This is a genomic window from Collinsella aerofaciens ATCC 25986 (assembly GCF_964237925.1).
In the GTDB taxonomy this organism is placed as follows: domain Bacteria; phylum Actinomycetota; class Coriobacteriia; order Coriobacteriales; family Coriobacteriaceae; genus Collinsella; species Collinsella aerofaciens_BJ.
Genome location: NZ_CAXSKI010000005.1, coordinates 97,245 through 112,935 on the forward strand (window position 1 = coordinate 97,245; position 15,691 = coordinate 112,935).

Here is a 15,691-nt window from a genome sequence, read left to right on the forward strand (position 1 = left end):
AGACTGGTCTTAGGCGTGGTCGCGCCAGCCGAGAACGCGCTGCTTCATGTCTTCGATGTCGAGCACGCCTTCGGCAAAGCCTTTGCGCACGAGCTCTTCTGGAACGAATTCGTCGTACCGATCAAAGTAAGGCACCTCGCCGGGATAGACGAGGTCGATGGGGTCGAAGTCTTTCTCGGCTTCGGCGGCGAGCACTTCAAAGAACGTCTCCTCGTCGGCCTTCATCTTAAACTGCATAAAGTACGGGCGTGACGGGTCGAGTCCGCGAAGGCCCAACTCAGCGGCGCATTTAATCTTGAGCATGCGCTCGAGCGCCAAAAAGGCGTAGCTGCCCAACCAGGGGAAGAGCACCCAGGTGTCGCCACCCAGGTTGATGAGCGGCTTAGTTCCCGCGCCCGAAATCTCGGCCGTATGGCGAGCCTGCGCCAGACGGGCCCGCGCGTTACCCATCAGGTACGGATACGCCGCGTGCTCGTTGAGCGCCTTGCGCATACGCTCGAGTACGTGTGTATTGATGTCGCCGGGGCAGTCGCCAAAGTAGGCCGGCACCCGGCCCTTGACCTGCGTGGCAAAGACGGTGTGACGCTTCCAGTCCACTTCCTCGACAATCCAGCAATGGCCGGCGATGGCAATGCGCTCACCGGGCGGGGGCGGGTTGACAATCGTGCCCAGCTCGGCCGATTCGCTGCGAACGGTGAACTCCTCGTTTTCCTGGAACACGGCGTAGAACTTAAAGTTGTTGATGATGCGCTCGCCCGCGAGACCCACGATGAGCCCGCCGCCCTCGGTGACTTGGATATGGTCGATCTTAATGAGGTGACGCAGCAACACGCGATAGTCATCGGCCGAGATGCGATGGAAATAGCTGAGTGTGAGCACGCGCTGGGCAAGCTCTGCCGGCGTGAGTTCGCCGGTGCTGGCAAGCGTCGACATAGTCTGGTGGTAGAGCAGGCTGTAGGGGAGTCGATCGAGCTCGGGCGGCTCGACCCACTTTTCCTCGCGATAGAGTTGTACGAGCGCGATGCCCTGCAGGAGCTTCCACGGAATGGTCTCGGGCATCATCGTGCGCGGCTCGGGTTCCTCCTCGCGCATGACAAACCACATCTCGGGCGGAAGATCGCGGCGCCCCGTGCGGCCCATTCGCTGCAAAAAGGAGCTGACGGTAAACGGCGCGTCGATCTGAAACGCACGCTCCAGACGGCCGATATCGATACCGAGTTCCAGCGTGGAGGTGGTGACGGTTGTCTGTGCCTGCTCCTCATCGCGCATGAGTTCCTCGGCCGTTTCGCGCAGCGATGCCGAAAGATTGCCATGGTGGATGAGAAAACGGTCGGGCTCGTGCCGGCTCTCGCAGTAGCTGCGCAGCATGGAGCACACGGCCTCTGCCTCCTCGCGCGAGTTGGCAAAGACCAGGCACTTGCGCCCGCGGGTGTGTTCAAAGATATAGCCCATGCCGGGATCGGCGTTTTCGGGCGCGGTGTCGGTGGGGTTGAGGAGCGCCTGCTCATCGGCCCGGGGGATATCGACTTCGCCCTCGGGGGCCGAAGAAGTGCGACGGTCTTTGGGAGCGGCCTTGCCCCGTGCCCGCTCACGACGTTGACGGCGTTCCTCCTGTGTAAGCTGTCCGCTGTGGCGCACGTCTTGGGCGCCAGCCGGCAGCGCCGCGGGCGCCGCCGGCTCAATACGCTCGCAAGCAAGCATCTCGGCTTCTTGTGGACCCGTGCTCTCGAATCCCCGCTGCTGTGCCTGGGGACCCGAGTTGTAGAAGTGCTCCATGGAGATGCGCCACACGCGGCGCGGTTCCTCAAAGCGGGGGATGATGCAATCGCGTCCTGTTCCCTGTGAGAGAAAGGCGCCCGTGCGCTCGGGGTCGCCGATGGTGGCAGAAAGGCCGATGCGGCGGGGCTGCACGCCCGCCATGCGCGAGAGGCGCTCGATAAGGCAGAGCGTCTGACCGCCGCGGTCGCCGCGCATGAGCGAATGAACCTCGTCGATAACCACATAGCGCAGGTCGCAGAACATACGAGGGATTGCCATGTGCTTATGGATCAGGAGCGCCTCGAGCGACTCGGGCGTAATCTGCAAGATACCGCTCGGTTTTTTGATGAGCTTAGCCTTGTGCGACTGCGAAACATCGCCATGCCAGTGCCAGACGGGGATATCGGCCTCTTCGCACAGGTCGTTGAGGCGGACGAACTGATCATTGATGAGTGCCTTGAGGGGGCCGATGTAGAGGGCGCCAACGCTCGCGGGCGGGTTCTCCCAAAACTCGGTCAGGATGGGAAAGAAGGCTGCCTCGGTTTTGCCGGAAGCCGTGGATGCCGTCAGGAGCACATTGTCCTGAGTGTTAAAGATGGCATCAGCTGCTGCAACCTGGATGGAGCGTAGACTCTCCCAATCGTGGGAGTAGATGAAGTCTTGGATAAACGGGGCGTAGCGGTCAAAGGCGTTCACGGGGCCTCCTTTCAAAAACGAATCTCTCAACGCGGTGGGCAGTGGCTTGCTGCATTACTGCCTCGACGTTTGCCCAGATAAAGCCTGCCAAAATAAACCTGTCCCTTTTTGGCAGGTTAGATGGTGAATTCGGCGAAATTGCGGTCGCCGCTTGCGGTGCCGGTGTCGCCTGTTGCTGTTGCCGGCGCCAGCGCGTCGCCGCCGACGCTTTGCAGTAGCTCGGCCACGTTGGCGTCGGGGTTTTGGCATAGGATGTCGAGCAGCTCGATAAAGTCACGAATGACCTCACGCGGCGTCAGATGCGTGTCGGCTCCCACGCGGCCAAACTCAATCTTGAGGAAGTCCACCAAGTCGTTCTCGGTAAGCGTGGGCGTCCAGCCAAAGTAGCCGGCATGGATCTGCATGAGTTTTTCGATGAGCACCAGCAGCTCCTCGTAGGTGAGTGGCTGCAGACGGATGATGGGCGCGAGCATGTCCTTAAGGTCCTCGCGCGCAAAGCGGCCCTGAGCGAGTCGGCTGCGCAGGGCCTCGTAGGAGAACACACCGCGGCGCCGGTCTTCGATGGAGGTTGGCGTGCCGCCCATGATCATGCCCAGGTACTGCGCCTTGCCCTGGAGCGTGTCGTTGTACATGGTTAGGATCTTCTCGTAGTTGTATTGGCGCGTGATGGCGTTGGGAATCTTATACAGATTCACGAGCTCGTCGATGAGCACCAGCATGCCCTTGTAGCCGCCGCAGACCAAAAAGCGCGCAATGAGCTTAACGTAGTCGTACCAGTCGTCATCGCTGATGATGGTCGAGGAGCCCAGCTCGGCGCGTGCCTCACTCTTGGTGCGGTACTCGCCGCGAATCCATTTGGTCACGCGGCTCATAGCTTCTTCGTCGCCCTCGGATACGGCCGCGCGGTAGCGGCGGAGCATACGGGCGAAGTCGAAGCCGTGGACCATTTCCTCGAGCGGGGCCAGTTGGGCATTGACGGCAGACTCATCGGCATCGGCACACGAGGCGACCCAGCGATCGAGGATTAGGTTGAGCGCACCGCCCTCGGGGCGCGTTTTAGTCGATATGTTGCGGATGAGCTCGCGGTAGGTGGCAAGGCCCTGCCCCTGGCCGCCCTGTAGGCGGCGCTCGGGTGACAGGTCGGCATCGGCGACGACGAATCCCTCGCCCATGGCGTGCGTGCGGATGGTCTGGAGCAAAAAGCTCTTGCCGGCTCCGTAGCGACCGACCAGAAAGCGGAAGCTCGCGCCGCCGTCGGCGATGAGACTCAGGTCGGTGAGCAGGGCGCGGATTTCGACCTCGCGCCCTACGGTGATGTAGGGAAGGCCGATGCGCGGGACCACGCCGCCCTTGAGCGAGTTGAGAATGACGGCGGCGACGCGCTTGGGCACGCGGGGTGCTGCGGATGCGGTATCACTCATAGTCTAGGTATCCTCTCACGTCTGCTTCGTAGTCCTCGATAATTTGCGGTCCTGCCGCGCCAAATTCAATTACGGTGTCACCCACCAGGTCAAAGAGCGCCTCGTTGATGCTATCGACGAGCATGTCCTCGCTCTGGCCCGAGTGCGCCACTGCCGATGTCGCTTGCGCTGCGTTCTGCTCGAGCAGTGCGCGCAGATACGCGGTTGCGGCGGGTGCGAGTTCGCTCGCGGCGTCAGTGGGCGCAGCCGCTGCGCGCGGGGGCGTCGGCGCAAGAAGCGGCGCCACGACACCAAACTGTTCGGTGGAAATGGTTGGCTCGTCGGCCTTGTCCTGCTCTGCGGCCGCCGTGACCGGCTCGACAAACGCGTCTGCTGCGGGCTCGGCTTTCGGCTGCTCGGAGTCCACCGTATCGACCTCTGCGAGCGCATCGTCCTCGCGCTCCTCATCGATCAAAAGCGCCTCACGCGTTTGTGCGGCGGCGCTCCGAATGTGTCCCAGCTGACTCAAATCGATATCGATCTTGACGGGCTGGTGCGCGGCATCCCACGAAAGCCATGCCACGATCTCGTCATCGATGATCTTGGTCAGATATTTGGGGACCTTCTCCTCCTTTAGGGGGTGGGCGGGGTCCAGCGCCAGGCGTAGGCGTTGGTCGCAGGCGCGCATCATTTCGCCGAGTTTGCTGCTCTTTTGCCTGCTGCCGTGGATACGCATGCATTCCCAAAAGCCGTTTTGGCAACGGTAGATATGGATAGGATCCAGGCGGTATTCGCAGTCCTCGTGGCGCTCGGGCGCAAAGAATACGGCCGAGGCAAACATGGTGTAGGGCATGGCCGTCTCCTCCCCAAACAAGCTCGCTACGATGCCGGTCTTTCGGTGCGTGTCATAGTAGCGCGCCATACGGACATACACGGCGCATGCCACGTGGCGCAGGTCGCGATGGTGGGAACGGTCGAGCCGTGAGTTATTCAGGTTGTACGTGGAGAGGGCGTTTATAGCGGTCATGAGTCGCTCCTCGCCTGCCTCGTCGGGCGGAAGGGGGAGCGTGGGCTCGGAGGTTTTGCGACGCTTAGGGGTCTGGCCGGACGGTGCCTGTGCTGGTACAAGGTCTCGAGCCGCGCGCCGCAGCTCGATAAGGGCGTTATCGAACATGACGGTTTTAGAGTCGCGAAGCAGCTTGGGGTCGAGCCCGTGGAACACGGCGTAGTCCTGCAACCACACGCGTGCAAACCGGTCGATGCCGGGCTCGAAGGCACGGTAGGCATCCCAAAAGGCCTTGATCTTGCTAAAGCCATCGAGCGGGTCATCAACGCCGATGCCGCAGATCAGCTCATAGAGATACAGGAAGGCAAAGGACGTAGACGTTTCCTCGACGGTTCCGCGGCGCACTTGGGCACGCCAGGTAAAGTAGCCGCGCAGCTGCCGGTCGCTCATGGCGTTGTAGGTGGGAAAGTACGACTTAAAGGTGCCGTTGTAGGGACAGTCGTCCTCAAAGTCGGCCATCAGCAGGCCCTGGCGGTAAAAAAGCTCGGCTTCCGAAAGCCAGCGGCCCGCACCGCCCTTGGGGTCATCCTGCCAGCGCGATATCTCGCGCATTTTGCGGTACTGGTCGGGGAGGAAATTCTGCATCTGTCGGCCGGTTTTGAGAATCGGCTCGTCTGCGTAGATTTCGTTTGAGAAACGGGCGGACTGATGGGTCCGAGCCTCGGCCATAATGCGCTCGATGAGCATTTTGATGTCCTGGTCGGCCACCGCTTCTCCTCTCCTAACGCAGCTTCGGTGACCTCATATCATAGCACAGCATCAAACAGGTGTTCGAGATACTGCTGCGTAGATAGATTTAGAACAGGAGGGCGTAGATGACGGCGATGACGACGGAGGGAAGCATATTGGCCGTACGGAAGGTCTGAGGACGGATGAGGTTGACGCCGACGCAGAAGATGAGCATGGAGCCTACGAGCGAAAGGCTGTTGAGGGCCGCTGTGGTCATGATGGGGGAGAGCGCGCCGGCAAACAACGTGATCGTCCCCTGGAACACGGCGACGGGCAGGGCCGAGAAGATGCAGCCGCGGCCAAGCGAGGCCGTCATGGTGCAGACGATGATGCAGTCCAGTGCGCCCTTGAGGGCAAGCGTTGACCAGTCGCCGAGCAGGCCGTCCTGGATCGATCCCACAATGGCCATGGCGCCAATGCACACGGTGAGTGAAGTCGAGACAAAAGCGTTGGTGAACTCGTTATCGCCCTCACTGCCAGTCTTGCGCTTGAGCCATTCGCCAAGGTTCTCGATGGCGGCTTCCAAGTTGACGGCCTCGCCGATGAGCGAACCGACCGCAAATGAGACGATGAGCATGGTGGTACCGGTGGTCGCCAGCGCCTTCCCATCGATAAGGAGCATCTTTTGCATGGTGCCGCCAAGGCCGATAAACAGGACGCACAGCCCCGATGCTTTCATGAGCGTGTCTTGGATGCGCGGTGTAATGAAGCGGCCGCCCGCTAATCCCAAAAGACCGCCCGCAATCAAAAGCACAACGTTGATGATTGTTCCCAAGCCCGGCATGAGCCCTCCCGTATTGATGCCAACGTGGCAATCGTAGCAGAGTGGAATGCGAGGTACATCGCGACTCATCTAATACGTTATATAAGTGGCATTAGCAACGACGCGCAGCATTTAAGCCTCAGGTGGTTGTCGGGACATAGGGATAGTATTCAAAGCGCAGTGTCATAAGCCGCTGTGGGGATTCAATAGCCGCGGCAATGATATTGGCATCGCGGGCACGATCAAACCCTTCGAGTTCGATCTGATACGAGACGTCTTGCATAATGTCCAGACGTCGCCAGGCTAGGAGTGTGTCACCATCGAATTCTAAGGTCTTGCCTCCGTCTGGAGCAACGGCGTATAAACGCAGCTTGGCGGTGGTTGCAGGGTCGACAACCGTGACCTTTTTAATTTCGTTTCGAGTATTCTTGGCGCCCAACAAGGTGAGCAGTGTTGGGGCCACGACCTCGCCCGATGGCAAAAAGACGACTTCGATGGATTCAGGAAATGCGATGATGGCTGACTTGCGGACGGGCTGATTGGCGGCGGCAACTTCGATGTTCGCAGCGTCGACGACCTCTGTGTGGTCGAGCGCGGCAAGCACGCAGCAGTTGCCTTCATCGATCTCTTGAGGATCAGCAAGCCCCAGACTGTCCGCGAACTCGGGATCGTTTGGATCGGCAGCGGGCTCATTCGGCGCTTCGAAAGAAGCTGGGACGCTGTTTGTCGGCGACGGCGTGTCGCCCGCACCTGCTTCTTTGTCCGCGCTCTCTTCTTGTATGGTTGCGTTGATGGGTTCGTCGTTTGGGGGGAGCGTCTTGGCGTCAAACGCGGAGGGGAGAATTCCGATGGCTCCGGATCCGTTCCACTCCATTTCGAGAAGCGCCGGGTCGGCAAGAATGCGTTGCCTGCTTTGCGCGCGGGCATCGATTTCAATAGGGCCTGCCTCTATCCCTCGTGTAAGGCTGAGTGATCCGGCTGGCTTCTCGAAATGAGCGTCTGTGTCTTTGGTACTGACGGCGTAGAACAGCAGAGACGCTTCTCCCGCCGCGATGGCATCGGTACCGGCTTTGGTCAGCCGCAACGATGCCGTGAATGAGAGGGTGGGCTGCGTGTCGTCTGCATTCGCGGCGGCGCAGCCCAGACATATACCGCCTCCTTTCTCAAAAAACGTACCGTCGAAGGCGACCTTCGCTCCGTTCGCCGAGTCATCGACCGAAGCGATGTCGATGCGCAGCTCTAAATTGCATGGATCGCCATCTGCATCGAGCGCAACCGAGCGCCACGTGCAGACGGCGCACCCCGCCTGGGAGCCGTTTGCCTTGTTCGAACGATTGATATCCACGACTATCGAGCCGTCCGTATTACGACGAAGGCATCCCGAGGTTGAGATTGCGGCCTGTGCGATCGAAAAACGCTTGCACGCAATGGCGCTCGACGGATTTGGTGCGGAGCTTAGGGCCGCTGGTAAGGAGTCTGCCATGACAGGAGTCGCCCAAGCGGCGACAGGCGTTCCGGTTGCGAGCGCGCCGCAGAGTGCGACGACGGGCAAAAGGTTCTTCGATGCCATGGGGTCTCCTTAGCTAATTTAGTGCGGCCTGTTCATGTTTTGTTTCTGGCTGTGTTTGATGTGCAGACCGAGGCCGGCGGTTCCCGCGCCTGCTGCTGCGGCGCCTGCTGCCAAGAGCCATCGTTTGTCGCCTGTCTGCGCCAACGGTTCCTCGCGGTCGCTGCGGTCGAGCTCCGAGAGGTCGACCGTCACTTGCGTGGCGGCCTGCGCCTGTTCTTGCTGGGCAAAGGCCATGGCTGGCCCAAACGCTAGGATGCTGACGGCGGCGGCCAGGGCGACGGCCTTATGCCGTGTGCGCACCGGGCTCGACCGTCCAGGTGATCGTTGCAACCTGATCGCCTTCGCCGGTTACGCGGAAGATGTCGCGCGTGACGCGGGCGACGTTTCCGCTTGTCTTGAGCTTAATTTTGTCCGTGCCGCCGGCAATGCCCTGGTAGCCCATGTCGAAGGCTGCGTTCTTGGAAAGATCGAGGCCCGTCTCCTGCATTGCGGCGCTGGCGTTCTGGAGTGCGCCGTCGGGGCCGACCTTAAAGTCGATGGAGTTCTGTGCGGTTCCGGCTTTGGCGTCGGCAGCAATGGTCCAGGTGTTCATGGCGTCGATCTTCATGTTGGTGACATGGATGCCGTAGGCCGAATGATTGTCGATGGTGGTCGCGTCTTCTGAGGGGCCCTGAAGCGTGCCGTCGGCCTTGGCGACGAAGGGAATAACCGTCGGAACTTTGAACTCAACGTTGTCGATCTCGGTCCTGACCATTACTTTCGTGGTTCCAACGCGTCCGGCTGCCATAGCTGGCGTCGGGGCGGCGCCCATTGCGAGCGCGAGCGCGAGCCCTGCGCCCACGACGAGCGCTCTGGCTCCGTTCATGTTCCTGGTGATGTCCATGGTCGTTCCTTTCTATTCGCCGCGGGCCGTCCCCGCGATGATTGGACGAATGCTGGTGAATTGCGTGCGGTGCCGCGTCGGCCGGAAAGCTAGTTCTCGGCTTGCTCAACCCGTACCTTGACACGTGTCGGATTGCCGTGGCTGTCGAGGGTCTTTGCATCGAGTGCCTGGATCTCGATGTACGCCTCGCCTTCTTTGATGTCGCCGGCGGGGCACGTTTCGATTGTCTTGCCGGTCTCGACCACACCGGATTCGTACATGGTCTCGTCGTTTTGGATGACGCGGAATCGCTGGGGAAATTTATTGTCTTGGACGTTTTGCACGTTGACGCGCAGCTTGCCGTCCTCCTGCAGCTGAGCGACCGGTGCGACCGAAATCGTCATCATGTTGTCGCGGACGATGGCGTCGAGCTCATCTTGGATTTCCTGACGCGTTTTGCCCTCGGCCGTCGTAACCGAAGCGCCCGCCTCGGGTACGGGCTGCGACTGCCAAGTGTATAGTCCTACGGCGACAAGGGCACAGACGATGGCCAAGCAGGCAACGATGAGCTTCCTGCGATGCCCCAGACCTGCAAAGTGGGGCGGCTTCTTCGCGCTCATGCGGCATCCTTGGCGGCATAGATGCGCGCAAAGGTGGACGGGTCCGCTCCAAAGAGCATGTGAAGCATCAGGCGGCGCGAGTAGACGAGTTCTTCGAAGTCGGGAGGGAGCTCGATGTCGTGGATATGCGCGATGTGGTGGGCGAGCGCCGAGAACGACTCGGGGTCGCAGATCACATCGGTGGTAACGTGGTAGACCGTCGTATCGGGGAATGCCTCTTCGTCGAAAGGCAGGAGATGGGGATCGTCGTCGACTTCGATGGCGATGCCGTACTGGGGCCAGTAATATGCCATGGGAACCTCCCTGCTTCTGGGCCAAAACTTCTATCGGTTTTGGCTGTCGACGCCGACCGTATCAGCCGCTACTTGACCAATTTCTGACCAAATGCTTGACGGATTGGCGTCTCCGCAGGTAAAAGGCGGCAAAAAATACTCCAACTTTTTTCGAGCGACAATCGCGCGGTCGGCGACGGCGGGGCCATATGTGTCAAAAGCATCGTCTGCCGAGGAAATCAAGCCGCTCGCCGAATTGCACGAACGTAAAAAACGCCAATTATGGAGACGGTCTCGAACACGTTGACGAAACGATGCGGTAACATCTCCCTGCAAACACTGTAGTTAGCTAAAGGGGGAGTTCGCGTGTCTGCAACCATCAAACCCTTCACCGACGAGTTCGAAGAGTATGGCCGCGATGAATCTCGCGCATCGGGCGAGGCCTCGAGCATCTCGTTTCCGACAACGGAAAACGAGGTCCGTGCCATTTTGGAAAAGCTCCATGTCGAGCGTGTTCCGGTAACGGTTCAGGGCGCCCGAACCGGCCTTGCCGCCGGCGCCGTGCCCCACGGCGGGCATATCCTCAATACTTCCCGTATGAATCGCTATTTGGGCCTTCGCCGCGATGAACAAGGCCAATTTCTGCTGCGCGTGGAGCCGGGCGTTGTGCTCTCGGAGCTGCGCAAGCAGCTGAGCAAGAAGGTGCTGCCGACCGCTGGTTGGGACCAGGCATCGCTTGAGGCCTACGAGGAGTTCCAAGAGGCTCCCGAGCAGTTTTTTCCCACCGATCCCACCGAGGCGTCTGCCTGTCTGGGCGGCATGGCGGCATGTAACGCCTCCGGTGCCCGCAGCTACGCCTACGGCCCCATGCGCCCACATATCACGGGACTCCACGTCGTGCTGGCTGATGGCGATTTGCTTGAGCTTCGACGCTGCGAGGCTTTTGCCCAGGGCCGCCACCTGTCGCTCGTGACGGCAGCGGGCCGTACACTCGAGCTCGATCTTCCCGGCTATACCATGCCCAAGACAAAAAATGCTTCGGGCTATTTCGTTGTTGACGATATGGATGCCATCGATCTGTTTATCGGTGCGTGTGGCACAATCGGCGTCATCACCGAACTCGAGATTGCCCTGCAGGTGGCACCCGCGGTCGTTTGGGGCGTGAGCTGCTTCTTCGACAGCGAAGACAAGGCCGTGTCCTTCACCGATTCTGTGCGTCCCGTCCTGTCCCATGCGGCTGCCATCGAGTACTTCGATGCTGGCGCCCTGGATATTCTACGTCGCCAGCGCGAGCAGTCGACGGCGTTTGCCTCGCTGCCTGCGCTCGACAAAGACGCCAAGGTCTGTGTCTACGTGGAGCTCGACTGCGACGACGAAGCCCAGGCGACTGAGGAGCTGTATCACTTGGGGTGGGTACTGGAGCTTGCGGGTGGCAGTGACGATGCGACATGGGTCGCGCGCACCGAGGTCGATCGCGAGTGTCAGCGATTCTTCCGCCATGCGGTGCCCGAGAGCGTCAACATGCTCATCGACGAGCGCCGCCGCATGGATCCCACCATCACCAAACTGGGTTCGGACATGTCGGTGCCCAACGCGCACTTGGCCGATGTTATCGCCCTCTATCGCCGCACGCTGGCGGAAAGTGGGCTTGAATCTGCCGCCTGGGGGCATATCGGTAACAACCATCTGCATGTGAACATTCTGCCGCGCGATGCGCAGGATTATCGCCGCGGCGGAGAACTCTTTGCCCAGTGGGCTTCCGAGGTCACGGTCATGGGCGGCGCCGTCTCCGCAGAACACGGCGTCGGCAAGATCAAGGCGGGCTTCTTGGAGACGATGTACGGTCACGAGGCCATGGTCGAGTCGGCGCGGCTCAAGCTCCAGCTCGATCCTGCCGGGCAGCTGGGTCGCGGTAACCTGTTTTCGGAGAAGCTCTTGGATGAGCTCGTCCAGAAAGGGGGCGCGTGAAGATGAGCGATTTCCATATGGTAGTGTGCGTCAAGGCGGTGCCGGGCAGCACCGAGGTCAAGATGGACCCCAAGACCAATACCATCGTGCGTGATGGCAAGCAGGCGGTCATTAATCCCTTCGATGCAAGTGCCCTAGAATGCGCGCTGGCGCTGAAGGACGACTTTATCGGCTTTGGCATGGACGTGCGCGTAACGGTGGTGTCGATGGGCATCCCCGCGACTGAATCGCTATTGCGCGACTGCATCGCCCGAGGCGCCGACGACGCGCTGCTGCTAACCGATCGCGCCTTTGCGGGTGCCGATACCCTGGCAACCACCTATGCCCTCAAGTGCGGCATCGAGGCGCTCGACGAGGACTTCGACCTGCTCATCTGCGGCAAGATGGCGGTGGATGGCGATACGGCCCAGATTGGCCCCGAGCTTGCCGGCGCCTTTGAGATTCCCTGCGTGACCGATGTGAGCTGCGTGCAGAGCGCAGGTTTTACGACGTGCGGTGCGCTTTCGCTCGTTCACGGTTGCGATGCCGGCGAGGAGACGGTCTATCTGGAGATGCCGTGCGCGATGACGACTGCCAAGGAGATTGGCCAGTTGCGTATGCCGAGTATTGCCGGTATTCGCGCGGCAGAGGAGGCGGACGTGCGCGTGGTCAGTGCCGCCGACGTGAACGCCGACCCCGCGCGTTGCGGCCTTGCCGGGTCGCCGACACAGGTCGTGCGCTCGTTTGTGCCCGACCGTGACCAAACGTGCGAGACCGTTGAGGGGACGGCGTCCGAGCAGGCGGCAAAGCTTGCCAAGATTATCGAGGGGATGGCATAGATGAGCGGACTGATTATCGATAGCGAGGCCTGTATCGGCTGCGGTCGCTGCGTTCGCGCCTGTGCCTCGGGCGGCATCGTAGTGGAAGGCGAGCGACCCAACCGATGCGCCCACGTAACCGACGGCTGCATCCTGTGCGGTGGGTGCGTCGACGCCTGCCCCGTCAACGCTATCTCGATCGAGCGTGACGAGGCCGCTGGTGCGGTGGACCTTGATGCATATCGAGACATTTGGGTCTTCGTGCAGACTGACGAGCACGACGCCGTGGCTCCCGTGGCCTACGAGCTCATGGGCAAGGGGCGCGAGCTTGCCGATGCTCGCGGCTGCCGTCTGGTGGCATTGGTCGGCATGAGCCCCGAGGGCTCGCTCGGAGACCTGGAGCATCTGGTTTGCGCCGGCGCGGACGAGGTCCTGGTCTGTCGCGACGAGCGTTTGCGTCAGAGCGATGCCGAAGTCTACGCTCGCCTGATCTGTGATTTGGTAGCCGAGCGCAAGCCCGAGGCAATTCTGTACGGCGCGACCGCTTTTGGTCGCGAACTGGCACCCGGCGTTGCCGTGCGTTTGCAGACGGGCCTTACGGCTGACTGCACCGTACTTTCGATGGATACAGAGACGGGACTGCTGCAACAGACGCGTCCGGCGTTTGGCGGCAACCTGATGGCCACCATCATTTGCCCCAACCACCGTCCGCAGATGGCAACGGTGCGCCCCGGTATCTTTAAGGCTCCCGACTTCGACTACGGCCGCTCTGGCACGATCACCCAGATATCGCTTGCGGATGATGCTAAGGCTCGTGTCGAGATCTCGATTCCCGCCGAGGAGTGGGGACAGCAGCCCTCGATCGCCAATGCCGAGCGCCTGGTCGTGGTGGGTCGCGGCATTGGTTCCAAGAAAAACCTGCCGTTGATGCGAAGGCTCGCCGAGGCTCTGGGAGCCGAGCTTGGCTGCACGCGACCCGTCGTGGAGGCCGGCTGGTTGGAGTATCGCCATCAGATTGGCCAGACGGGCGTATCGGTTTCGCCCAAGCTTCTCGTGAGTATCGGTGTTTCGGGCGCCATTCAGCATCTTGCCGGCATCGGTGGGGCGGAGTGCATTATCGCCATCAACGAGGACCCGGATGCCCCCATTTTCGGTGCTGCCCAGTACAAGGTTGTTGGGGACGCCGTCGAGGTCGTCGAGGAGCTGCTGGCCCAGCTTGAGCGCTAGGCGCGCGCCAGCCAGTCGCGCATCTCGTCCTTTAGGCGGCTCCAAGTTGCCTGCGTGGCGGGGTCGGTAAAGGGCCGCGTAATGCCAAAGGGCGCGTCGAGCAGGCGGTGGATATCGCCCTGTTCGCGCGCCAGCGCGCGGCTTGCTGGATAGACGAGCTCAAACATAAAGCAGATAAGCCCCACCAAGAAGTCGGCGGGCTCATCGCGCTCATCGCGTGCGACGCAGCGGTGCTCGTCAAAGGCGGCAAGTGTCGGCGACGAGAAACGGCTGCCGAGAAACGTCTTCTCGTCCACCTTGAGGATAGTGTCGACGGTGCTGTCGGCGATGGTGCGCATAATGTCGATCTTGTCACCATCGCGCACGATATCGCAGAAGCTCCGCGTGCGCACGTCGAGCTGCGCGGGTAGGCGGAAATCGCTGTGATAGGCAATGCTCGCTCGGATGAGCCCATCTTCTGCCGGGTCATCGATAAAGTCGCGGATGCTCGTTACGGCGGGTGTATCGGCGGGATTCTCGCCAAAGAGGACCTCGATGCCCAGCGCCGCATGGCTCATGCTCTCGGCGTCCTTAAAGGTGTCCCAGCGTCGCAGCTGCTCAAAGCGGCCCATATCGTGTAGCAGGCCGCAAAGCCATGCCAGGTCAATATCTTCTGACGACCAGCCCTGCTCGCGCGCAACGGCATCGCATGCCTCGGCCACGTGGTATGTATGCTCGATTTTGAGCGCGATGCGTGGGTTGGTGGCGTCGTAGGCATCGGTGTAGCTTTTGAAGGCCGCGCGCGCCCGGTCTCGATCGATAGCTGTCATAATGACTTCCTAAAAAGTTGTGTCTTTCGATCCGGTGGCAATTGTAGGTGAACTCGGTTGCTGTCGGATGATGATTCTGCCGTGTCGCTACATGCGGCTCGGAGACCTTGTCAGGATGAGAAGCGTATGGTGCTCAAAATCGTTAGAACCGTCTGGCCGGTGATGCTTACCTATGTTGCAATAGGCGCGCCGTGCGGAATGATCATGGGGCAGACGGGAATGGAGCCCTGGATGGTCTTTGCCCTGAGCAGCACGTTTGTGACGGGCAGCGGGCAGTTTATGATCTGCAACCTGTGGCTGGCGGGTGTGCCTGCAGCATCGATCGTCGCGAGCGTCGCCGCAATCTCCTCGCGCTTTGCGCTTTACTCGGCATCGATCGCACCGCATCTGAGGGGTGCCTCGAAGCGTCAGACGCTGGCTGTTGCCGCGACACTTACCGAGGAGGCATACGGCATCTCGCTTGCCAAGTTGGTTGAAGGGGAGGATTGGGGCCCGCGTGAGTCCTTCGTGCTCAACGTGATCCTTATCGCAACATGGGGCGTTTCGTGTACGACGGGCGCCATCGTCGGCGCCGTTGTCGATGTTCCCACCGCCATTGCAGCCTTTGTCTGCACCTCACTCTTTATCTGCCTGCTCTTTTCGCAGCGGCTGTCGCGCGGCAACGTTGTCGCGGCGGTTTCGGGCGCGGTGTCCGTCGTCGTATGCAAGTTCTTGGGCCTCACGAATATTGCCGTGCCGGCAAGCGTCGTGGCCGGCATTGCCATTGCGTTGGCGTGCGATGCTGTATTTGACGGAAGAGGTGCCCGCGATGCCCGTTAACGAGTTCTTGGTTCTGTGGCTGTCGTCGTGGGCTGCTATCGCGTTCTTTCGCATCGCGCCGGCGTTCGCCTTGCGCGGGCGGACCCTGTCGCCCCGCATTACCGAGGCCCTGGGCTATATCCCGCCCGCTGCCTTTGCCGCGCTGGTCGCCAACGACTTGGTGAGCCCCGGCGCGTTCGACGCGGGACTCTGGCCTGCCTTGGTTCCCTGGATTGCGGCCGCCGGCGTCGTGGTCGTGGCGGTCAAGACAAAATCGATGCTGTGGTGCTGCGTCTCGGGCATCGTACTCTATATTGTCTTGAGCCTTATATAGGGGTGGCGTCGCGGGCGCCGAA

The 15,691-nt window shown here is 61.0% G+C and carries 15 protein-coding genes; 5 read left to right on the plus strand and 10 right to left on the minus strand.

Annotation, left to right across the window (positions count from 1 at the left end):
- Positions 1–9 precede the first annotated feature (9 nt).
- From ACESWY_RS03725 to ACESWY_RS03765, 9 genes are all read right to left on the minus strand, one after another.
- Positions 10–2,454 carry a DEAD/DEAH box helicase gene (locus tag ACESWY_RS03725; RefSeq protein WP_373093056.1) on the minus strand — a complete coding sequence of 815 codons (2,445 nt, stop codon included), beginning with the start codon at positions 2,452–2,454 and terminating at the stop codon, positions 10–12.
- A gap of 116 nt (positions 2,455–2,570) precedes the next feature.
- Positions 2,571–3,875 (minus strand): ATP-binding protein, encoded by a 1,305-nt coding sequence (locus tag ACESWY_RS03730; protein WP_052044044.1) that lies wholly within the window; start codon positions 3,873–3,875, stop codon positions 2,571–2,573.
- The gene (locus tag ACESWY_RS03735; RefSeq protein WP_373093059.1) at positions 3,868–5,628 is read right to left on the minus strand and encodes a TerB N-terminal domain-containing protein; all 1,761 of its coding nucleotides are present in this window, start codon (positions 5,626–5,628) and stop codon (positions 3,868–3,870) included. Before ACESWY_RS03735 ends, ACESWY_RS03730 begins: the two co-directional genes overlap by 8 nt.
- Positions 5,629–5,716: 88 nt before the next feature.
- Positions 5,717–6,502, minus strand: coding sequence for a DUF554 domain-containing protein (locus tag ACESWY_RS03740; RefSeq protein ID WP_233540345.1), 786 nt, complete (start codon positions 6,500–6,502; stop codon positions 5,717–5,719).
- 49 nt (positions 6,503–6,551) lie between these two features.
- Positions 6,552–7,982 (minus strand): hypothetical protein, encoded by a 1,431-nt coding sequence (locus ACESWY_RS03745; RefSeq protein ID WP_373093061.1) that lies wholly within the window; start codon positions 7,980–7,982, stop codon positions 6,552–6,554.
- An 18-nt stretch (positions 7,983–8,000) separates the two neighbouring features.
- The gene (locus tag ACESWY_RS03750) at positions 8,001–8,216 is read right to left on the minus strand and encodes a hypothetical protein (RefSeq protein ID WP_138111941.1); all 216 of its coding nucleotides are present in this window, start codon (positions 8,214–8,216) and stop codon (positions 8,001–8,003) included.
- A 49-nt stretch (positions 8,217–8,265) separates the two neighbouring features.
- Entirely contained in the window at positions 8,266–8,865 is a 600-nt protein-coding gene (locus ACESWY_RS03755) for a hypothetical protein (protein ID WP_117763713.1), read from the minus strand.
- Positions 8,866–8,954: 89 nt separating this feature from the next.
- Positions 8,955–9,464 carry a hypothetical protein gene (locus tag ACESWY_RS03760; protein ID WP_316364663.1) on the minus strand — a complete coding sequence of 170 codons (510 nt, stop codon included), beginning with the start codon at positions 9,462–9,464 and terminating at the stop codon, positions 8,955–8,957.
- Entirely contained in the window at positions 9,461–9,757 is a 297-nt protein-coding gene (locus ACESWY_RS03765) for a hypothetical protein (RefSeq protein WP_316364664.1), read from the minus strand. The genes ACESWY_RS03760 and ACESWY_RS03765 overlap by 4 nt, the downstream gene beginning before the upstream one ends.
- Positions 9,758–10,102: 345 nt before the next feature.
- Here ACESWY_RS03765 and ACESWY_RS03770 point away from each other — a divergent pair, with 345 nt between their 5' ends.
- The 3 genes from ACESWY_RS03770 to ACESWY_RS03780 are packed head-to-tail and all read left to right on the plus strand — an operon-like array spanning position 10,103 to position 13,728.
- Complete coding sequence (locus tag ACESWY_RS03770) at positions 10,103–11,704, plus strand: FAD-binding oxidoreductase (RefSeq protein ID WP_373093064.1); 1,602 nt, start codon at positions 10,103–10,105, stop codon at positions 11,702–11,704.
- Positions 11,705–11,706: 2 nt separating this feature from the next.
- A complete protein-coding gene (locus ACESWY_RS03775) occupies positions 11,707–12,522 on the plus strand; it encodes an electron transfer flavoprotein subunit beta/FixA family protein (RefSeq protein ID WP_316364667.1) in 816 nt (271 codons plus the stop codon).
- The gene (locus ACESWY_RS03780; protein WP_373093067.1) at positions 12,523–13,728 is read left to right on the plus strand and encodes an FAD-binding protein; all 1,206 of its coding nucleotides are present in this window, start codon (positions 12,523–12,525) and stop codon (positions 13,726–13,728) included.
- On the opposite strand, the gene ACESWY_RS03785 is transcribed toward ACESWY_RS03780, so the two are convergent.
- Positions 13,725–14,537, minus strand: coding sequence for an HD domain-containing protein (locus tag ACESWY_RS03785; RefSeq protein ID WP_373093069.1), 813 nt, complete (start codon positions 14,535–14,537; stop codon positions 13,725–13,727). The genes ACESWY_RS03780 and ACESWY_RS03785 overlap by 4 nt on opposite strands.
- 162 nt (positions 14,538–14,699) lie before the next feature.
- On the opposite strand from ACESWY_RS03785, the gene ACESWY_RS03790 reads away from it, so the two are divergent.
- Positions 14,700–15,356: an AzlC family ABC transporter permease gene (locus ACESWY_RS03790; protein WP_316364710.1), complete on the plus strand. Its 657-nt coding sequence runs from the start codon at positions 14,700–14,702 to the stop codon at positions 15,354–15,356.
- A complete protein-coding gene (locus ACESWY_RS03795) occupies positions 15,346–15,669 on the plus strand; it encodes an AzlD domain-containing protein (RefSeq protein WP_035137063.1) in 324 nt (107 codons plus the stop codon). The genes ACESWY_RS03790 and ACESWY_RS03795 overlap by 11 nt, the downstream gene beginning before the upstream one ends.
- Positions 15,670–15,691 lie beyond the last annotated feature (22 nt).